At 59.3% G+C, this 20,931-nt stretch carries 16 protein-coding genes; 8 read left to right on the top strand and 8 right to left on the bottom strand.

Features of this window, described 5'->3' with window-relative positions; genetic code table 11:
- Positions 1–37: 37 nt before the first annotated feature.
- The 6 genes from HS122_01000 to HS122_00975 all read left to right on the top strand — a co-directional run bounded on the left by HS122_01000 (position 38) and on the right by HS122_00975 (position 6,974).
- A complete protein-coding gene (locus HS122_01000) occupies positions 38–571 on the top strand; it encodes a TlpA family protein disulfide reductase (protein ID MBE7536973.1) in 534 nt (177 codons plus the stop codon).
- Positions 572–628: 57 nt separating this feature from the next.
- Positions 629–1,513: a DMT family transporter gene (locus tag HS122_00995; GenBank protein MBE7536972.1), complete on the top strand. Its 885-nt coding sequence runs from the start codon at positions 629–631 to the stop codon at positions 1,511–1,513.
- Positions 1,514–1,650: 137 nt separating this feature from the next.
- A complete protein-coding gene (locus HS122_00990; protein ID MBE7536971.1) occupies positions 1,651–2,349 on the top strand; it encodes an MTAP family purine nucleoside phosphorylase in 699 nt (232 codons plus the stop codon).
- A 131-nt stretch (positions 2,350–2,480) separates the two neighbouring features.
- Positions 2,481–3,452, top strand: a complete 972-nt coding sequence (locus tag HS122_00985; protein MBE7536970.1) for a MoxR family ATPase — start codon at positions 2,481–2,483, stop codon at positions 3,450–3,452.
- A 209-nt stretch (positions 3,453–3,661) separates the two neighbouring features.
- On the top strand, positions 3,662–4,738 hold the full coding sequence (locus HS122_00980) for a DUF58 domain-containing protein (protein ID MBE7536969.1): 1,077 nt from the start codon (positions 3,662–3,664) through the stop codon (positions 4,736–4,738).
- Positions 4,713–6,974, top strand: coding sequence for a DUF3488 domain-containing protein (locus tag HS122_00975; GenBank protein ID MBE7536968.1), 2,262 nt, complete (start codon positions 4,713–4,715; stop codon positions 6,972–6,974). Before HS122_00980 ends, HS122_00975 begins: the two co-directional genes overlap by 26 nt.
- A 257-nt stretch (positions 6,975–7,231) precedes the next feature.
- On the opposite strand, the gene HS122_00970 is transcribed toward HS122_00975, so the two are convergent.
- On the bottom strand, positions 7,232–7,639 hold the full coding sequence (locus tag HS122_00970) for a PIN domain-containing protein (protein MBE7536967.1): 408 nt from the start codon (positions 7,637–7,639) through the stop codon (positions 7,232–7,234).
- Positions 7,640–7,666: 27 nt separating this feature from the next.
- Positions 7,667–7,912, bottom strand: a complete 246-nt coding sequence (locus tag HS122_00965; GenBank protein MBE7536966.1) for a type II toxin-antitoxin system prevent-host-death family antitoxin — start codon at positions 7,910–7,912, stop codon at positions 7,667–7,669.
- A gap of 400 nt (positions 7,913–8,312) precedes the next feature.
- Here HS122_00965 and HS122_00960 point away from each other — a divergent pair, with 400 nt between their 5' ends.
- On the top strand, positions 8,313–9,383 hold the full coding sequence (locus HS122_00960; protein MBE7536965.1) for an IS110 family transposase: 1,071 nt from the start codon (positions 8,313–8,315) through the stop codon (positions 9,381–9,383).
- A gap of 798 nt (positions 9,384–10,181) precedes the next feature.
- Here HS122_00960 and HS122_00955 read toward each other — a convergent pair.
- The 4 genes from HS122_00955 to HS122_00940 form a co-directional block, all read right to left on the bottom strand.
- Positions 10,182–10,598, bottom strand: coding sequence for a hypothetical protein (locus HS122_00955; GenBank protein MBE7536964.1), 417 nt, complete (start codon positions 10,596–10,598; stop codon positions 10,182–10,184).
- A complete protein-coding gene (locus tag HS122_00950) occupies positions 10,595–11,698 on the bottom strand; it encodes an RHS repeat-associated core domain-containing protein (protein MBE7536963.1) in 1,104 nt (367 codons plus the stop codon). The genes HS122_00955 and HS122_00950 overlap by 4 nt, the downstream gene beginning before the upstream one ends.
- Positions 11,699–12,631: 933 nt before the next feature.
- Entirely contained in the window at positions 12,632–13,321 is a 690-nt protein-coding gene (locus HS122_00945; GenBank protein MBE7536962.1) for a transposase, read from the bottom strand.
- Between the two features lie 12 nt (positions 13,322–13,333).
- Positions 13,334–14,017, bottom strand: a complete 684-nt coding sequence (locus HS122_00940; protein ID MBE7536961.1) for a hypothetical protein — start codon at positions 14,015–14,017, stop codon at positions 13,334–13,336.
- Between the two features lie 61 nt (positions 14,018–14,078).
- Here HS122_00940 and HS122_00935 point away from each other — a divergent pair, with 61 nt between their 5' ends.
- A complete protein-coding gene (locus HS122_00935) occupies positions 14,079–14,411 on the top strand; it encodes a hypothetical protein (GenBank protein ID MBE7536960.1) in 333 nt (110 codons plus the stop codon).
- Between the two features lie 60 nt (positions 14,412–14,471).
- On the opposite strand, the gene HS122_00930 is transcribed toward HS122_00935, so the two are convergent.
- Both HS122_00930 and HS122_00925 read right to left on the bottom strand, forming a co-directional pair.
- Positions 14,472–14,825 carry a hypothetical protein gene (locus HS122_00930; GenBank protein ID MBE7536959.1) on the bottom strand — a complete coding sequence of 118 codons (354 nt, stop codon included), beginning with the start codon at positions 14,823–14,825 and terminating at the stop codon, positions 14,472–14,474.
- 8 nt (positions 14,826–14,833) lie between these two features.
- Complete coding sequence (locus tag HS122_00925) at positions 14,834–20,929, bottom strand: RHS repeat-associated core domain-containing protein (protein MBE7536958.1); 6,096 nt, start codon at positions 20,927–20,929, stop codon at positions 14,834–14,836.
- Between the last annotated feature and the right edge of the window lie 2 nt (positions 20,930–20,931).

Below are 20,931 nucleotides of genomic sequence, written 5' to 3'. Positions count from 1 at the left end.
TGACGGTTCAGCGATTTCAACAATGACTCATTCCTCGATGAATCAATTTCCGGTTGTTCGCCCGCTCGTTTGCATGGTCATCGCTCTTGCCGGCTTCACGTCCCTCGGGGGATGCAAGGAGCGACAGGAGCCGCACGAGGCCGCGCGGAAGGATGCCGGGTTGCCAGCGGCCGCCGAATGGCGCCTGAAGGATCTCGCTGGAGCGGAGGTGAAGCTCTCCCAATTCAAAGGCAAGGTCGTGATCGTGGATTTCTGGGCGACCTGGTGTCCGCCGTGCCGTGCCGAGATGCCATTCTACGTCGATCTGTACAAGAAGCTGGCCGAACGAGGTCTTGTGATTGTCGGCATCTCCCTCGACGCGCAGGGGCCCGGTGTTGTCAGGAAGTTTGTCGCATCCATGGGCATCAACTATCCGATCGTGATGGGTGATGACGAGGTTACCTCCGCCTACCAGGTTGAGGTCATGCCGACCACGTTTGTGATCGATCGCGACGGGCGGATACGGCACCGAAAGATAGGTGCGGTCTCGGATGAGGCTGCATTTGAGAAGCTGATCGAGTCCTATCTTTGATTGCCGGCGGACCGGTCATTGCTTTGTGCATCCAGACGGTGATGGTCGTCTCCTGACGTGAGATTTCCCGTTCATCTGCTGTTTCCACTGGCGAGCAGCTTCGGCTATGTCATTGCCGTGCTTCTGGTGAAGCGTGCCTCCGCGTACGGCGTGGGATTGTGGCGAACCACGTTTGTCTCCAACTGGGCGATGGCCGTGTGCTTCTCACCGCTCCTGCTTGTCGGCGGCACGGGACAACCCCATGCGATGCTTTGGCAGCCTGCGCTTACCGGCCTGATGTTCTTTGTCGGGCAGATTGCCACGTTCCTCGCGATCGAGGGTGATGTTTCGATAGCGACGCCTGTTCTCGGCCTGAAAATCATGCTGGTAGCGCTATTCAGCGCGATTCTGCTCGCCGATCCGGTGCCTCTCAAGTGGTGGCTGGCGGCGGCGCTCAGCACTCTGGCGATTGTCCTGCTGAACCTGGGAGCCAGGGGCATCCCGCATCGTCGCGTCGGGACGACCGTTGTGTGGGGCTCTGTCGCCGCCGCGGCGTTTGCGCTGACGGATGTGCTTGTGCAGAAATGGGCGCCTGCGTGGGGGGCGGGAGTCTATCTGCCCATCATGTTCGGAAGTCTTGCGATCTACTCTTTTGGCATCATTCACCGATTCCACGCTCCGCTCACTTCAGTACCACGTGCAGCCTGGCCCTGGCTTGGGCCGGGCGCGGTCCTGCTGGCAGTTCAGGCGGCCAGCGTGGCGTATGCGCTGGCGGTGTACGGCGACGCAACAGCGGTCAACATCGTGTACTCCTCCCGCGGGCTCTGGAGTGTCGTGGCTGTTTGGATGATCGGCCATTGGTTTGAGAATGAGGAAAAGTCGCTGCCTCCGGCCCTGCTGAGAAATCGCCTCGTCGGCGCAATCCTGATGCTTGCCGCGATCGGACTCATCGGTGTTCCCTGACATTTCGGGACCGGTCAGGCGTGCCGCTGGTGCTGCAGCGCGGGACCATTTTACGTAGTCTCCGTTGCACGCACGATCGGAATACTACGAAGCGGGCGGGCGTTGACCTGCGTTGCCCGGATCGCTTGGATCGTCAGGTGAAAGTTGCGCTTGTTAGCGGAACCAGCATAGTCAATTCGACGCTTTTCAAGGACTGGGATACGCGCACGGTCCTGACGCCGCATGGTCCCGTCACTTTCAAGTCGCAGGCAAACCAGGTCCTGCTGAACCGTCACGGCTTCGGGGTGCCGCTGCCTCCGCATTCAATCAACCATCGCGCAAACATCCGGGCCATTGCGGAGCTCGGTATCGAGGATGTCGTCTCCTTCAACTCAGTGGGATCCCTGAAGCCGGAACTGCCACCGGGAACGCTGGTGTCCTGCAGCGACTACGTGAACCTGCAGGGAGCCCCGCAGACTTTTTTCGATGAAGAGCTGAAGGGTGGGGCGCCGGGAATCGCGAATACGCTGATTCCCAAGATCACTGCGGCGCTCGCCCCCGAGTTTGTCGTTGAGACTGGAAAGATCTATGTCCAGATGCGCGGCCCAAGATTCGAGACCAAGGCGGAGATTGCCATCCTGCGCCACTGGGGGGATGTCGTTGGAATGACCGCCGCTCACGAGGCGGATCTCTGCTCGGAACTCGGCATCCGGTACAACAGCCTGGCGATCATCGACAACTATGCGAACGGCCTCGAGGGGACATCGATCGATTTTCAGGTCTTCAGGAATCTCGTGAAGGAAAACCAGCGAAAGGTTAACGACATTTTCACGCGGCTCATCGCGGTGCTCCGGTAGAGCGTCACGCGCTGCTGGATTTTATCCTCCCAATCCGTCCAATTGCGAAGAGAACGTAAAGCCTGCCGCAAATATGACCGAAGAACCCGGAGCAGGTTGACCAGGTTGTCCAGGCTTCCAGCGTCTCCAACATGAGTGATTTCATTTCCACCAGCGCGGTCACCGAGGCAAGGACCGCCATTGATCGCATCCGCACCAACATGCGGCTGACCATCAAGGGAAAGGACGATGTCATTCAGGATGTGCTGACATGCCTGGTTGCGGGAGGCCACCTTCTCATGGAGGACCTTCCCGGACTCGGCAAGACGACGCTCGCCTATTCCCTCGCAAGATCGATGGACGGGGAGTTTTCCCGCGTGCAGTTCACGAGCGACCTGCTGCCGGGGGATGTGACGGGTGTTGCGATTTATGACGACTCCGTGAGGGAGTTCGTGTTCAGGCCCGGCCCGGTGTTTGCGAACATCGTGCTGGCGGATGAAATCAATCGCGCAACGCCGAAGACGCAGTCGGCGCTTCTGGAGGTCATGGACCGGTCCCGTGTGACCGTCGACGGTGAAACGCATGCGGTGGGCTTGCCGTTCATGGTTTTTGCAACGCAGAACCCCGTCGACTACGAAGGCACCTTTCCCCTGCCCGAAAGCCAGATGGATCGCTTTCTGATGCGCGTCCACATGGGGTACCCACAGCCGGCGGACGAAATGGAAATTCTGCGTGCGGCGCGTGGTTCCTATGACGACATCAAACTGAACCACGTCGTGTCGCTCGACGAAATCCTTAAGCTTCAGGTGGTGGCGGGGCAGGTCTTTGTTGAAGAGACTGTCCTTGAGTATCTGCTAAGGCTTGTCGCGGCCACCCGCACCGAAACCGAGTTCAAGGCCGGCATCAGCGTCCGGGGCGGGCTCGCCCTGAAGGCGGCGGCGCAGGCGAGGGCCTTGATTCTTGGACGGGACTTTGTCCTGCCCGACGACGTTGTCGCGCTGGTGTTGCCAGTGCTCGCTCATCGTCTGGCGATGGGGCGCCAGTCGAGCGATGCACTTGAGGAAAGGCGCGCGGTCACGGCAATACTCAAGCGGATTCTGGCGACGGTGCCGCTGCCCACCTAAGCCGGCGCTGGTGCCGATTGAGGCTTCGCGCTTTCCTTCCAATGCGAAACGTTCACAGGCCGGCGGCAGATCCGCGTTCGACACGGGATGCACCGAGCATTCGTGAGATGGCGAACGCGCGTCGGGAGGGCAGAGCCTGGCACGGTCCAGATTCCTCTGGATTTGGAAGGCCGCACTTCAAGTGGCGGAGGTTCGTGTGGAGGATGCTCATGCCATCACCGGATCATCGTGTCGTGCCCACGCTTTCGGGAGTGGTGTTGATTGCGCTTTCGCTTGGCATCGGCTTTGCGGCGTACAATACGGCGAGCAACATCCTGTTCATCGCACTTTCGGTCCTGCTCTCGTGCATTCTCTTGAGCGGCGTGCTATCCTGGCTGAATCTCGCGAAAGTCGCTTGGCGGCTTCGAATCGAGCCGACATTGCGCGCTGGCGTGGAGACGCTGCTGATCCTCGAAGTGCGCAACCGGAAGCGGATGCTGCCGTCCTATGGATTGTCCTTTGAGCTTCGCGCCGGCACCCGGAGCAACCCGCCTGTCGTGCTCCCACTGACTGAGAGACTTGAACCAGGCGGCGGCCGGATACGGCTGGAGTGGATTTGGCGGCCGGACCACCGTGGCGCCGTGCCTGTCGAGCTTTCCAGTGTTGTTTCAGTGTTTCCGTTTGGATTTCTGAGGAAGCGTTTTCGCGGCGGTTTGCGGCGCGATGTCATTGTGTGGCCCGCTCCGCTGAACTACCTTCGTTTTCCGATCCTGTCGCGAACCCGCTCCCCGCAGGGCCGCGCCCTAGCCCGGCATGGACACGGGGGGGACCTGCATGGCCTGCGCTCCTATGTCCGCGGAGACTCCTATCGCCTCATCCACTGGAAGGCGAGCGCCAGGGCAGGCCAGCTGCTCGTGAGGCAATTTTCCGCCGAGAGCGAGGAAGGGTTCTCGATCTGGCTGAATCCCATTGCGGATCTCTGGTACCGACCCGATCAGTTCGAGCTTCTGCTGCGGTTTGCGGGTTCCCTGGCGGAGGATCTTTTCAGAGCGGGCCACCTCGACTCGCTGGCTGTGGGATATGGCCCGGTCCGGCGGGCGCGGCGCCTGAGCGATGTCGAGGTTTTTCTTGATGAGCTCGCGGTGTTGGCTCCGTCGCAGGTGCGTCTGGCGGATCTTGCGGGAAGCTCTGCTGGTTCAGAATCAATGGCTGGTCGCCGGCCGCTCAGAAATGTGCTGACCTTCGCTCCACTTGGGATGCGCGGGGTGGCCGCATATGTTCATGGTCAAAAAGCGGCCGCAGCTTAAGTGGGAGGAGCTGCAGCAGCTCAAATGGGCGCTGGGTTCGCTTCTTGCGTCGATTTCCGCGTGGAGCGTCTGCCACCTCGGCCTTGATTTTCGATTTTCGACCACGCTCGTTTTCATTGCGGCTGCCGCAGTCCTGATCTGGCCATCGATTCCCGCCCGCATACCGTTGGCCGTTCACCGGCTCGCGTTCCTGGTTGTTGGCCTCTATCTCGCCTTTGACCTCCATATGAACAGGCAGCCGTTTCCGTCCCTCGTGCGGGCGGAACTGCTGCTCATTGTTCTTCGACTGATTGCGTATCGGCGCACCCGCGAGGACCTGCAGCTCATCCTCCTTGGGCTCCTGCTGGTGGTTGCGTCGGGAGTCTATTCCGCGTCACCGCTTTTTGTCGCCCAGATACTGGCGTTCGCCGTGTGCGGACTCGCCTTGCTCCTCCTGGCAACGATATCCGGCGGGACGGAAATGGGGAGGGGAACCGGTCCGGATGGTTCTACCCCATCGACAGATGCCGCATCCCAAGCGGTGCCTTCTTGGGCTGCCAAGGTCAGATGGAGGACGCTCCTCCAACGAATTTGTGCCGTGCTGGACTGGCGCATTCTGCTGCTTGGAAGCCTGTTGTTTGGAGGACTGCTGGGGTCCTCGGGACTTTTGTTTTTTGCAATCCCGCGATTCGAGATTGGAAACGATTTTCTGCTCGATCGCCTGGTCAGCAAGACGACGATGACGGGATTTTCCGATACCGTCAGCTTCGGGGATGTCACCGACATTCAGGAGGATGACGGCATCGCGATGACAGTGGACGTCAGCGACCCCTCGCTGATTCCCGGCACGCCTTACTGGCGGATGGTTGTGCTGGATGAGTATTCAAAAGATGGATTCAGGATGTCCGCCGAGCTCAGCCGTTACCTTTCGGAATCCACACACGAACTCGTGCAGTCTGTCGGCGGGCGGCAGGGATCGGGACCCGGGGACAATGGCGTATGGAGCATCTTTCTGGAACCCGGGGTGAGCCGCTATCTGCCGCTCGGAGGCTCATTCGGCCGCATCGATTTCAGCCGGCCAGTCTCGTTCTCATTCAACCGTGCGCTGCGCCTTGTCGCCTTGAAGGCGGAACCGTCGGAGCTGCTTGGATACCAGATTCACGGTCACCGGATGAGTGCGATCCTTCCTGACCCTGGTTTTACCGCACGCGGGAGCACGGGCAGCCATGTGCCGGGATTCCGCGGAATGCGCGTGAATGCCGGCGCCGAGAGTGTCCTCAGCGGCATGGTGCGCGAGTTTTCAGGCGACGTCGCGCTCGGAGCGGAGGAATTCTCACGAAAGGCGTGCGAATGGCTCTGGGGGCGACACGCCTATTCGCTTCAGTCGACACTGCCTGCGGGCGGCGATGACCCGCTGGTGCGGTGGCTCCAGTCGGGCACACCCGGGCATTGTGAGTACTTTGCCGGCTCATTTGCGCTCCTGGCGAACGCCGCCGGGTTTCCGGTTCGCGTTGTCACCGGATTCAAGGGAGGGGCATGGAACACCTTCAGCAACAGCCTGATCGTCCGCCACACGCAGGCGCATGCCTGGTGTGAGATCTGGAATGGGCGGGACGCATGGATCCGGGTCGATCCCACACCCGGGACAACTGCCGCGGTGGGGGAGCCTGCTCGGGAGATTGCGGCTGCCGAAATGCGCGACCGGCCTGTCGAAAGCGGGTGGGGTGCGAAACTCGATGGATTGCGGGTCATCTGGTACCGGCGGGTGATCAGTTTCGATGGGGAGGCGCAGGGAGAGATGACCTATGAAACCCTGAGGGGGATTGACCGCATGCTGACGTGGATGGACAAGGCTGCTCGAAGCGGGTATGCACAGGCGAGGAACTGGCTTCTCGAACCTTGGAGCACGCGACGCCTGGTGATTCACAGCCTGCTGCTTTTCCTGGCGGTGACTGCGTTCTGGCTGGTGTCAGCCGCGCGGCGGAGCTGGGCATGGAGGCTCCTGTTTGTCTGGCACCCGCGTGGGGATCGCGAGCCGGTGCGAAAGGAGGCGGCCCGCTGGCTGCAGCGAATTCGAACGCAATCCGTGGCATTTCGCAGTCACCCGCAGATGGTGCGCGCGCGGGAGGATTTGGAGAGACTTCGATTTGGGCCGCGTTCGGCGCGCGTGCATGCAGGCACCGTGTTCGCCACCGCCCGCCGCGCATTCGCCGCGGCCAGGCGTTCAAACCGGATCGAAACGCGGAACAGGACTTGATGAAGTCCGAGAGTCCAGTGCGCAGGCCATTATAGAGCGCCCGCGATGATCAATTTCCGCACTTACAAAAAGAATGGAGGGGCGCGCTCCGTCGTGCCCAGGGGACGTACGTCGCGAGACGCCGCCAGTTCAATTCCTAATCAGCATCGCACGATTTGATCCCAATTGTCGCCGCACCCGGCAATGGCTTGTTTTTCCGAGAGAAATTCCTCATCACCGATGCGAAGGCGGCGACCCAGCAGCGGCCGTGGGCAGGATCAAGGCCTGACAGGCAACCCCACCAGCTTCGCCAACAAGACCTGATTCACGTCGAAACTGAGGAACACCTTCGGTCTTGCCAGCTTCGCGTGGGCGACATGGAGGATGTCGAATGCGCGATGCCCGCGCTTGACGGTATGCAGCTCCGATATGACCCCTGCCTGCGCCACGATTTCATCAAGTGCAATCGCGCTGTAGTGCCAGCGACCGGTGGCACGGTCCTCCGCAAATGCCCGCAGGCGACGGACCGCCTCGCCGGGGGGCAGCAACCCCCGGAATTCCGCAAAACGGAGCGCATTGCACAGCTCGTATTCATTCAAGGCCGACAACGCCAGAGGCTCGGCAGCCTTGACAAGGAACGCCGCCGCAGCCGCCGTATGGACGTCCTTCCGGTAGAGGGAAAACAAGAAACTGGTATCGGCGCAGAGCACGGGTCAGCAATTGCCCTGGGCTTCCTTGAGCAGACGTTCGCTCTGCCTGGCGGTCAGGATCTTGTCCTCAGCAGTGATCCGCAGCGCCGCACTCTGAGACCAATCCACCTTGAGGGAAGGTTCGTCTGGCAGCACGACCTTCGCCACGACCTTGCCCCGCCGCGTCACCTGGACTTCCTGTCCGGCCGAGACCCATTTCAGTACCTTGGAATAGTTGTTGCGGAGTTCGCGCACGGTCGTCGTCTTCATTGTGCTACAGAAGATGTAGCACATAAGGCTTTCGTGCAACTGCAAACTTCCGTTCTCCCCGGGCATCCGGCCCACCGAATGCTGAAAACCGAGAGCCTCCACTCCCGCCATCCCGCCGCTCCCGGCATCATCCGCTCAAGATCGATTCACACAACAGGCGATTTAGTCTGGCTCTGCGCGATGCAAAGACTGACCCGTTTACAGTCCCTCTTTCGCGTCTCTTCCTCTCGTGCGCTCAAATAGTGCACGCCTTCTCGCAATCATCACCGGATCGCTACCCCTCGCGGCTTGTCTTAGCGCCATTCGGGGCTGACCCTGTAGAAATGGCTCCTCTTGAAAAAAGGAATGGAGATGACATGTAGCCGACAGGCGGCTGAAAAGCAGCCAACCTGTCGGCGTTATGAATAATAACATACATAAAATAGATGGTGAGCGTGTCGCTGTCGAGATGGCGATGACGGTTAAGTTGGGGCTGGATCTGCACGCTAGGGATGTGGTGGTCTGCCGTCAGAATGACGGGCAGCAGCCGAAGCCAGTGTGCAGAATGACGCACAAAGAGTTGCTGGATCTGGTTGCGGGGCTGATCGCTGCAGGACACCGTGTGGAGAGTTGCTACGAGGCCGGACCGTGCGGATACGGGTTGCATCGCAAGTTGATCCAGATGGGAGCGCGCAATCGGGTGATCGTGCCTCGGAAATGGGACGCGGAAGGCAGGCGTGTGAAAACTGATCGCAGGGATGCCCGGGAGATCTGTGATGCGCTGGACCGATACCTGCGAGGCAGCACCACTGCCTTTTCGGTGGTGTACGTTCCGACGGAGGAACAGGAAGAGACTCGAGCGTTGGGTCGGCAGCGGGGAATGCTGGTGAAGGAGCGCCAGCGCTGTGTGGTGCGGGGTCACGGCTTGATGCTGACCGCCGGTGTGCAGGCGGATCCAGACTGGTGGCATCCCAAGGCCTGGAGTGAGCTGGCGAAGACATTGCCGCCGGAGCTGCGCGCACGGATAGAGACCTGGCAGCGTCAAGCGCTGCATTTTGAATCCGAGATAGAAGCGTGGACCAAGCGGGTTGAGAGTATGGGCGAGAAACAGATTCTGGTGAAAGGACTGGGTCTGCTCACGAACACACTCCTGGGAATGGAGGTGTGCGATTGGGCCCGCTTTGGCGGTCGTCGAAAGGTGGGAGGGTACAGCGGATTGTGCCCGAGTGAGTACTCGACGGGGACACGTCGCCGTCAGGGCAGCATCTCCAAGCACGGAAACCCTCGAATGCGTCACCTGCTCGTCGAGGCCGCCTGGCGTCTGCTGCGCTGGCAGCCCGACTACCCTCCGCTGAAAAAACTGCGCCAGGCGCTCGGCGCCCGTGGACGCAAACGAGCCGTGGTCGCAGTCGCGCGACGGCTCGCAATCGATTTATGGCGCATCCACACCGGTCGCTGCACGCCCGAACAGCTGGGCCTGAAAGTGGGTTGAGCGCCTAAATGGGACTTTGGTGGCGGGGGCGGAGTGTGTTCGTCGTGCCCCTTGGGTGAACCCCGTCTTGGAGATCGAACCGCTTTGTTTCCGCCACTACTCTTTCCGCATAAGTCATCTTAACGGCGCACATCACGCGCTTTGGATAGCAGGTTGGACCGTCAGTTGCGCTGACGTGTCAGCGGCGGAGAACGTCCCCGGCGCCACAATCCCAATTCTCTTTTTTCAACGCACGTCCATAGCGTGCGAAGGGCGTAGCTTTTTTCGCTTGCCCATTACGGCTTCATAGCAGGGGCACGCTCAGTCGTGACCAGGGGACGTACGTCGCGAGACGCCGCCGGCTCAATTCCCCCACAGCATCGCACAATGTGATCTCAATTGCCGATGTACCCGATTACGGCTCGTTTTTCCGAGTGAAATTCCCATCACAGGCGCGATGACACTCCGGCAGCCGCGCGGCCTGGCTCGTCACATTCGTGCCGAGGTAGCCGATGCCCGCGGTCAATTCCCCGCGTCCATTGCAGGCAAACTGGCGGTTTGTGGCGTCGCCATAGCCCGTATATGCGGAGCCCTACTGCAGCATTCATGGTCATCTCGAACACCACAAACGTTAGGGTCGACCCATTGAGAATGACTCCTTCATGCCGTTAAAATTACCGATGGTCGTTTGGTCTTCAAAAGTGCGAAAGGTGAAGTTTGACCCCTTTGGCTGTGCCCATTGTAGGCAAACTGTCGGTTGGTGGCGTCGCCAAAGTTCAGGTAGGCGGAACCCGCCTCGAGTGCTCTCGGCCTTCTTGATCACCACAAACGTTCGGGGCCGACCCTGTGGAAATGACTATTCATCCGAAGCTCTTTGATCGTCGCTGTCTGAGCTTTGGCGTCTGATTCGACAACCACGATGGTCGGAGGACGCGCACCTTTCTTCGGTTTTTTCGGTGTCGGCTTCACCACAATGGTTTCCGATTCAGTCGGAGAGGACGAAAAGATCAATTCGACCAAACCGCAGCGAGTGACTTTCTTCAGGCGATAACGCCCATCCGGCGATACGGGCGCGTCCTTCGTAACGACGAAGGTCTCCCAGTAAAATTCGTGGGCAAACGGTTCTAATTGCACTTGCTCCTCTTTCTTTGCTTTTGGCTCGTCTGCTCCCAACTGCACCAAGGCCGTCAGCACGTTCAATGCGACGAGGAAAACATGGCGGTTGGTCGTTTTCATGGGCCGGGGAGAGGCTGCGCAGGAATCGTGACCGTTGTGTTATTTGCTTTCCCCGCGTTGATGAAGTCCGACGCTGGCAAGTAATAATACTGCCCTTGTTGGGGACCGGTGAAGTAGACGTTCGATGGTGTTACAATAATCGACCATACACCACTTGAGCTGAGAACAGGCAACTGGAAAGCAAAGTCATGTCCATCGCTTGGCACCCCGTTGATTGGATGGGTGTGTGCAACAGCCGTCAAATCGACCATCGTGAATCTGGGTGTGACTGAGGCGGTCCAGCCACCAGCATCGAAGTCAGTCGATGAGAGTGTGATTGTGTTCCCGTACAATGTATTCGACGTAGCAGAGGTGCCGTTAATGGTGGCAAAGAACTCAGTCACGCTAACGTTACCACCGTTCTGCTGGATACCGTAGTTCTGGTTTAGCCCATACAGTACGCCGAGTTGGTTTACGACATTGTCGTTTGTGAGCATCGCATCGACCTCGGGAACCGCTCCTGGCTTCAACAAGGTGCCCGTTCCAAACTGCGATGCCTTTCCGATTGCCGCAAGGCCTCCACTGTTCGGGACCTGCAGATTTCTTGCTGCCTCTGCGAGCAGATCCAACTGGCGACCGGCAATCATTGCATTGCTCACACCAAAAGAATCGATCGTGCCGGAAGCTATACCGTCATACATCAAGTTCATCGAACCGTCGCCGAACAGATTCCCGAGATTCATTTCATCGCCTTCATCGTCAAAATACGATCCTTGGCCGCCGAAAAACCAGTCCGCGAGGCCGGTGTTGGTAGCCAAACGCAGTTGTAGATCGTTTCTCAAGTTCTCCGGCAAACTAGCCAAATACTCAAACGGATCAAAAGTCACCGGATCTTCCATGCCCAGCATATCCCAGCGATCAACCGGATTGTTTCTCACGAAAGCATACAGGTTGATCCCACCTTCCTCCCCAATTGGATCCCTTCCGACGAACCGCCCCATCCTCGCGTCATAATACCTTCGCCCATAATACGACCAGCCGGTCTCGGCGTCCCACCACTTGGACGAGAACTTGAAGGCATACGTACTGACGGCATTGTCCAGCACCTCGTCGCGGAGCATTTCGCCGAAGGGGTGTATTCGTAGGCGGCCGCGAGGGCTCCCGTGCCGAGGTTGACGAGGGACGCCACGTTCCTGCCGTCGTAGGTCGGCAGGTAGCTCTGGCCGGTTGGCGTGTTCGCAAATTGCAGCAGGGCTCCCACGCCGCCAGCCTTTGTCAGCGATGACGCAAGGTCAATGCCCCACGCGTAGGTGCGCTGGAGCTTGTCCAAAGTTGTGCCCGCCGACACGGAATATTCCGCGATCACATCCCAGCCATTGTAGATGAAGCGCTGCGATGAAATTTCCGTCGAGGTGACGCCGTCCATCACCTGCTTCTGGACGCGGCGCCCGAGGTAGTCGTACGTGAAATTAAGGATGCGATGCGCGAAGCCTGCGGTTCTGGCGGCTACTGTTGTTTCCAGACGAACGAGCCGGTTCTCGGCATCCCATTGGTACTCCCAGATCCCATCCGAGAGCGTGTTGCCATCGAGATCGTAACTGAAGCTCTGGGACACCGCGGGCAACTGCGCCGCGCGCGAGTCTATGCGCATCACATTGCTCCCGCCCGCAGGGTTCGTCGCGTAAACCGCAAGCGGACCCGCCCAAGGACCGAGCACGTTCGAGACCGTCACCTCGTCGCTCCAGAACCGCCCCTGCCGCCCAGCCGTCGCGGTGCGGCCCTTGACCGCCACGACCGAATCGGTCGTAGCAGTGCCCGATAGGGAGAGCGTGTTGTTCTCACGCGCCACGTACTGATTGAGCGCATTGGCCGTGTAGTCGTCGCGTAGCCCGCTGACTCCGGTGCTGTTGGACTACTGCCGGTTGCCGATGGAGTCGTAGGCGTATTCATGGCCACTTGGGATTGAATAATGCCAAAGGTGAAGTTTGACCCGAATGGCGCTAAGTTAAGCCCCGAGGGGGAGCGATCCAGTGATGGTTGCGAGAAGGGAAGCATTATTTGAGGGCACGAGAAGCAGATACGCGGAAGATGTGACGAGGTTTGGTGAGGAACTGGTAGTTTTTCGGTCGGCGCTTTTTTGCCCGTGGTTCGGAGCGACCGGGGCGGAAGGGGACGAGATCGAAGATGATGCGATCAATCAGTTCCTGCTTCAAATGACGCAGGAGTCGCTTGCGTGTCGCAAGTGGCGCCCAGCTCATGAGAAGATCGAGGGTGCCCTTGAAACTGAGGCGCGCCACGGGAATCTGGCCGGTCAATGCGCCCTTGAGCATGAGTGCGCGGATCAGATTGTAGGCGATGGCGTGCATCCAAAGCTCCCGCTCGACTGTGGCGGGGGAAAGCCCGCGAAGAACATCCAGTCCGAGATTGGTCTTGATCTGGCGGTAGTGCAATTCGATGTGCCAGCGCTGCATGTACAATGCCGCGATGGCGTGATCGGGAAACGCAGAGCGATCCAACAGGGAGGTGGCGATTGTCATGGTTTGTGTGCGGTATCCGCGACAGGGTGCCTTGAAGCGGACAAGGCGCACGGTGATCTGACCGGGCATGCGCTGGAGGCGCTCGAGGGAAACTCCCTTGGATTTCGGTCCGCGCTTGAAGGTTTCGCACCAGCTGCCGCAGCCGTTGCGAATGGTCTTGCGAGAACCATGAAGGCGGATGACGAAGTCGACCCTTCTGCGCAGCAGCTCGGGAGAAACTCATAGCCGCAGTAGAGGCGGTCGGCGAGAGGACATTCCGGGCTTGAGATGGTGGGTGATCATTCTGGCCAGCGTGAGCTCATGGGTCTTCCATGTTGCGTAGGCGAAAGTGATCAGGTGACCGCTGTGAAGGCAGAACAACCCGACAAACTTTCCGAGAGGAAAGCCGCAGCCTTTCTTCTGGCATCCGGGATAGTCAAACTGGCGGGCGTTTTCGGCTGAATCAGGCATCGAGAAACAGGACCCGTCCATGATGCGCACGGTGCGTCCGAGCCAGTCGCCGGGAGTGCGGGGAGTGAACCATCGGTTGACTGATGCGAACAGCGACTGAAGCCAAGAGAGATCAAGGGACTGGCGAGCCTGGCAGTAGGCGCTGGTGTTGTCGGAAGGCCGGGCGGCGCCTCGCGCCACCATGGCGGCCTGAAGGCGAATCAAGGCGGCCCGGCATGAATCACCGCGCCTGAGCACCTGGGCGAGAAAGGCCCAGAAGATGTCCACTCTTCCGAACTGACGCCTGCGGCTGCCCGGGCCTTTTTCAGAGGAAACAAGCAGACCTGGGAAAAAGGATCCGAACAGAGCGGACAGGCCGCCCAGGTCACCGGCTGAACTGGCGGCCTGCCGGAGGCAGGAGCCCAAAGGGGCGCAGAGCGCCCGCATGGAGGGGAAATAGGGAGTCGTTTGCATGTGGCCGTATATCGACAGTCCTGTGTTGACTTTGTTCCCCTCGATCGCCAACAATTCCTCGATGCCCTCGATTGACAGACTGGAACAACGCTACGCCCAGCTTCGGGCCGAACTCGCAAGCCTGGGTCCCCTCAGCCAAGGTTCAGTTTACCGACGCCCCCCGGGCCGGCCTGGAAATCGTTTTCACTGGTCAACAAAAGTGAACGCAAAGACAGTCAGCCTCGCATTGTCAGAGGAACAGGCCGACTGGTTTGATCAAGCCATTGCCGAACACCGCCGTCTCAAAAAAATCCTCGCGGAAATGTACAGGCTATCCCGTCAAATCATGCGCGCTCGCTTCCCGGATCCAGTCCGCCGCAAACCTCTCAACAAAAAAGTTTTACGCCTTATCTAAGCGCCATTCAAGTTTGACCCCTTTGGCTGAGCCCTACCGGGAATGACTTGTGGGGGTGTTCTACAATCCCCTCAGGAAATCATAAAGTACATTCGAAACATAGCCATTGGACGCAAATAGCGACACAATTACGAGCCACAGGCCACAAAGAACAAAAACAGAGGCAAGAAGACTAATCGTCATCGCCTTAAGACCTTTAGTATAAATTATAGAAAATGCATATAAAAACAAGAATACACCCATAATAGTGAATGCTCCACCTCCAAGAAACAGAATCACTCGCTTACCCAGCTCTCTCTGTTTACCAAAGACTCTATTAATAGCAAAATACAATCCAACTACCAGGATTAAGAATAGTGCTTTCGCCAAAACGGATTTCCCAAGCCAAGGCAATTGATCTATCGCTTCACGCATATCAATGATCAATTCAAATGAAGCTCCCTCAGTTTTACCAAATCATCGTGCGCGGATATATTCAATTCCCACGGGGAAACAAAGATGGCATTTCCGTCGTCTTCTTCCTCTTCATCACTTTTCCTATCATTGTCACTCTTTCTTCCGTCATTCCCTTTGCTTCCAGACCCACTGGTTCCACCTTGACCGCTCTTCGAAGGATTTGAATCTGGAGTAACTATCATTGGAGCCATCCCAATGGCGGGAGCCCCTGAGACCATTCCTTGTCCAAATATTTCACCCGACGCGGACGACGAGCTAGCTGATCTTAATGAAGTGCTGAAGAAGTATACGCGAACTCCGTCGTCCCCTGGCGACGGTTGCACTACTCTATAGCCTGTGGAGAGAGTCCTTTCCACACTAGGAGCCGGGTTTGATGAGCCGGGGCCTTGTGAATCGACCTGATCACTTGGCGCATTGTCACTGCCTACCAACTTTTTTCCGACTTCCTCTACTATTGCTGCTGCAGCACCTAACGCTACTCCTGCCATCCCTTCTGCGACAATTGCGTCGAGGGCTTCTTGGCGAACTATGGTCGTCATTGGAAGACCAATAAGCGTGCCATTTTGATTCTGCCAAATACGTTCAGCAGTTTTTGCGAGCTTAGCCAGTCTCGCAGCTTTTATAGCACTAGTCATCGCCGAAATCGCACCAAACCCAGTCAGTCCAACTGCAAAAGTAACTCCAATTTGAGCATAGTTGACTTCTGTGAGGTCCCAACCGTTGAAGTATAATTGGACGCCGAAATCAACCAAAGCGCTAAGCCCTGCACTGATCAAAGGTGTACATCCGTTCTTGTCGATTCTATTAACTACATCATTTTGAACAAACCCGTACAAATTCAATCCGCCCTTCTCCCCTGCGGGATCTCGCCCAATAAACCGCCCATTTCTGGCGTCATAGTACCGTCGCCCATAATACGACCAACCAGTCTCCGCATCCCGCCACTTGGTCGAGAACTTGAAGGCATACGTACTGACGGCGTTGTCCAGCACTTCGTCGCGGAGCATTTCGCCGAAAGGCGTGTATTCGTAGGACGCGGCGAGGGCTCCGGTGCCGAGGTTGACGAGCGACGCCACGTTGCCGTTGCCGTCGTAGGTCGGCAGGTAGGTCTGGCCGGTCGGCGTGTTCGCAAATTGCAGCAGGGCGCCCACGCCGCCAGCCTTTGTCAGCGATGACGCAAGGTCAATGCCCCACGCATAGGTGCGCTGGAGCTTGTCCAAGGTCGTGCCCGCCGACACGGAATATTCCGCGATCACATCCCAGCCATTGTAGATGAAGCGTTGCGACGAAAGCTCCGTCGAGGTGACGCCGTCCATCACCTGCTTCTGGACGCGGCGTCCGAGGTAGTCGTACGTGAAATTCAGGATGCGATGCGCGAAGCCGGCGCTTCTGGCAGCTACCGTTGTTTCCAAGCGGACAAGCCGGTTCTCGGCATCCCACTGGTACTCCCAGATCCCATCCGAGAGCGTGTTGCCATCGAGATCGTAACTGAAGCTCTGGGACACCGCGGGCAACTGCGCCGCGCGCGAGTCTATGCGCATGACATTGCTCCCGCCCGAGGGCTTCGTGGCGTAGACCGAAAGCGGACCCGCCCACGGACCGAGCACATTCGAAACCGTCACCTCGTCGCTCCAGAACCGCCCTTGCCGCCCAGCCGTCACCGTGCGGCCCTTGACGGCGACCACCGCATCGGTGGTCGCCGTACCTGAGAGTGATAGCGTGTTGTTCTCACGCGCCACGTACTGGTTCAGCGCATTGGCCGTGTAATCGTCGCGCAGCGCGCTGACGCCTGTGCTGTTCGACCACTGGCGGTTGCCGATGGAATCGTAGGCGTATTCATGCCGGCGACCTGGCAGGGGCGCAGCCTGGCTGGTGACATTGATCCCGAGGTAGCCGATGCCCGCAGTCAACTCCCCGCGTCCATTGTAGGCAAACTGGCGGTTTGTGGCGTCGCCATAGTCGGCATACGCCGTGCCCTCCTGCAATACCGTCGAGCGGAAACGGCGCGCATCGTAGGTGTACGAGAACTTCGTGTAGATCGTGCTTCCCGACTTCGACTCGATGCTCGTCAGCAGGTCGCGGTTCTCCTCATAGGTCCGCATCACGACAAAGGGACTGTTGTCCACCGTCAGGGTTTCGATCAGATCCGAATCCTCGCGATAGGTGTAGCGGAAGGTGTTCCAAGCACTCGCATTCGCCGTGCCGACACTGACGGATGTGAGCCTGTCGAGATTTTCGTAGCCGTAGGTCACCTCCTGGTCCTGAGAAGGCAGGGCGACGGTGCCGAGTTTGTAGCCGATGGGCCGTCCGATCAAACCGGCGAGCACCGACTCGCGTTTGTAGAGGATCTTTCGTCCGCCGAAGTAGCCAGTCGGCAATGCTTCAGCCACCACTGTCGACGAGGGCAGATGATAGGTGAATGTCCGCGTGCCGGTGCGGTCGGTGATCGTGTCCGGCAGGCCGGTGCGCGAATAGGCGTATGTCAAATCCGTCGTGAGGCCGTCGTTGTAGGCGATGGCCGTCTGTTCTCCCGTGGTGGCACTGTAGGTGTAGGTCGTTTTGACACGCTGACCAGCGGCCGGACCGATCGTCACCAGCCGGGACCACTCCCGGGTGTTGAGCTGTCCGCGGAGATTCCAGGTGTAACGCTCGTCGCGGCCGAGGGGGTCGGTCTTGGTCGTGTTGAGGCCGGAGGGCGCGTCGTATGTCCAGGTCGTGGTGTCGGCTGTGCCGGGGCTTCCGGGCCAGGTGGCGCCATCCCAGCCCGTGCCGCCCCGGAAAGTGCTCTGGCTCGTGCGATCGCCAAACGTGGCGTCGTAGCCAAACTCGACAGGATAAGTGCCACCGCCCCAGGTGCGGTGGGGTTGTGCACGCAGGGAGTAACTCGTGCGAGTCAGGTGACCCAGCGCATCCGCCTGCCAGATGACGCGTCCGGAAGTGTCATAGCCGTAGGTGGCGATGGCGTGATTCGCGGCGTCGGTGACACTCTGCTTCAGGGCGGAGCCGGTGTAGTAGGCCGTGCGGGTTGCATTGCCGCGCGAATCGATCACTGCGGAAACGCGCATGAGCCCGTCATACTGGGTCGACATGAGCAGTCCGTTGAAGTCGAGCGCACGGACGGGAAGTCCATTGACCAGGGTTTCGACCTGTTTGCCGGCGATTCCGACGCGGCTCGTCGTGCGCACAACAGTGCGTCCGGCGCGGTCGACATCGACCAACGCGATGGTCACGTTGCCATTGGGATCGGTCGACTGTGTTTCGCTCTGCCGATTCGCGGGAAAGCCCGTCAGGCGCTTGCGTGCGATTTCGACCGTTGTCACCGTGCCGCTTCCGGCGGTCAGGTAGCGGCGTTTCTCCGCCTTGGACCACCAGGCGCCCTCGAACGACTCGAACATCGTCTCACTCTCCTCGATGCGATCGTTCGACGCGGGCACAAGGCCGTTGTCGTCGACATCGAGTCCGCTGCGTTTCACCTCTCCCAGGGCATGGTACTCGAACCGGGTGGGCGCGTAGCCGCTCTTCGTTGTCTTGTAGAGCCGGCCGGTGGTTGCGTCATAGAAATTCTCCTCAACGAGGTTCGGCAAGCCGGTGAACGCCGGCCGCTCCGAGCGGGTCGCCCGGCCCGCCCAGTCGCTCCACGCCTTGGTCCAGCGGGTGGAGGTGGACAGGCCGACATCCTTTCTCGACCAGGTGCGGCCGTCGGTTTCGACACCAAAGGCGTAGTATTCCGCAACAACGCCGGTACCCGTGCGGGAGGCCAGGCGGCCGTCGCGGTAGGTCTGGTCGATGACGGTGGATCCATCGGGACGCGTTATCGTGTGCGTGCGGGAAGGCACGTTGTAGGCATGGGTCACGGCACCCAGGCCCGGCTCCGTCTCGGAAATCACACGACCGGCATCGTCATACGTCGCGGATTTGACCAGTGTCTCTGTTGTGCCCCAACCCGCGGTCGTTGTCGAAAGCACATGGTCCATGGCGTCATAGGTGAAGGCGGTCGAAAGCGCATTGATGCCGCCAAAGCCCGTGCGCGTCACCCGGATCAGGCGGCCCGCGTTGTCGTATTCATAGGTTTTGGTCACACCGGTTTCATCGGTGTCGCTCGTCTTCTGCTGACCGCTGTAAACGCTGCTTTGCGTGGCGCCGTTGCTCTTGACGCTGGAGGTCAGGAGCGCGCTGTCGTTGTACGTGAAGTCCTCGTGGCTCACCCGCTGCCAGCCGCTTCCCGTGTAGCAGTGCAGTTCCGTGCGCAGAACCAGGGCGCGACGGTCGCGGATCGACACCTCCATGGTCGACTTCTTCGGCACGAGGTAAATTGGATCAAAGCTCCCCAGGATGCCGTATCCGGCGGGGCCGTTGTACGGCGAGGACGCAGTCTCGGAGCTTGCGGTCGCGCAGCCCGTGATCACCGCCGAATAGGAGTCCGTGCCCGAACTCGATCCCGTGAAGGTGCCGTTCGCGAAGGTGCCCATCGCGTCCTGATAGGACTTCTTGACGCCATCGGGGCCGCTTGCCGATCGGGGCATGTTGCCTAGGAACGACGATGCCGGCGCGTAGGTGCTGGTGACGGACGTCAGCGTCTGTCCGGAGGCGACGGATGTCTGGCGGGTTTCCGTGACGTAACTTGCCAGATAGGCGAAGGTGTAGGCAAAGGTGCTGGTGGATCTTGAGACAACCACCCCATTGATGCTTCGCTCCGCGAGCGAGACCCGCGGTGGTCCGTTGAAGCTATTGTAGACATACTCGTAATACGTCACCTCGCCAAGTGACGGGTTCTTAGTGACGGTCGCCGGTGAATCGAGATAGGGCTTGTACGTTCGTTTCACCATGCCGTAGCCGGGGTAGGTTCCGTAGTAGTCGCTGGCCACCCATCCGCCGGTTCCAAGCGCGGCCGAATCGAGTTTGCCCCAGGTTGCCGCGCTCGGAGTTGTGTAATAGGAAAAGCTGCCGGTCAGCGCATTGCTGGTACCAACGGTTTCTGCGGTCAGGATTTCGCCGGCACTGGAGTCTGCATAGGTGCGCGAGAGATTGTAGATGCTGCTGCCGCCCGGAACTCGGACAGCCACCGATTCCGTCCGCCCGCCGCTGACGCCGGTCGACTGGGTCGTGATTTCCTTCAACGGGGTCGTATTCAGTTTGGTCCACGGTGTTTTCACCCACTGGTAGTTGGGCCAGGTGCCCGAACGGGAGAGCGTCATCACCTCGGTGATCGTGGTCGTTTTGGTGATCTTCAGCGAGGTCGCGGTGGCTCCCTTTTCCATGCGATAGGTGGCGACAATGGGACCCGTAATCTGGGGTGTGCCATTGGGCACATAGTACGGATTCACGGACGAATAGCAGGTGATATCCGTCGTGCCGTTGTAAGTGTTGCGATCAATCTTCACGCCCAACTGCGGGCTCAGGACATCGGTGATTTTTCCGGTTTGGGAATCCCTGAAAACCTGCACCTCATCCGAGGTGGATTCGTAGCTGATTCCCTCAAGGAGCAGATCCTTCCAGTCGCTCTGGAGGCCTGTTCCCGAGAAAACCAACTCCCCCGCCGAACCACCGTTGGACAGTTTTCCCAAGGGCAGGCTCCAGAGCACACCCACGCTCGACACCTCGGAGGCGTATCCGGCGAGCCCGGGGTGCTGGCGCAGCGGCTCGATTCTGAATACAAAGTCGCCCAGCACGACGGCCGAGGTTCTCACTTGATTGTCGATCACCGCGCGGAAGCCCTGCGGGACGACGATGTTGACCTGAGCATACTCGAAGTAGTCGCCATACAGGCTCACCGTGTAGCTCTTGCCCAGTTCGACCTTCGTATTGTTGATCGCGACATACAGGGACCAGTTGTTGGAATCCGCCGTCGCGCTGTCCGTCCGGTAGGCATCGTTGCCGTTGGGCAGCGTTGGCAGGAACGTACCGGACAGGGTCACATTGCCCTGCACGGTCCCATAGGCTGTGGTTTGGACATGCAGCGGCACCTCCGCCTCCGCATGGAGGGAGCTGGTGGAGCCTGCGCCAAGCAGGAGCAGGGCCGCTATGAGCAAGCCGAAACGACAATTGAAATGGGGCGACTTCATCG

This window comes from Opitutaceae bacterium (genome assembly GCA_015075305.1).
Classification (GTDB): domain Bacteria; phylum Verrucomicrobiota; class Verrucomicrobiia; order Opitutales; family Opitutaceae; genus UBA6669.
The sequence above is the reverse complement of the archived record's forward strand: the minus strand, read 5'-3'. Positions and strand labels throughout refer to the sequence as shown.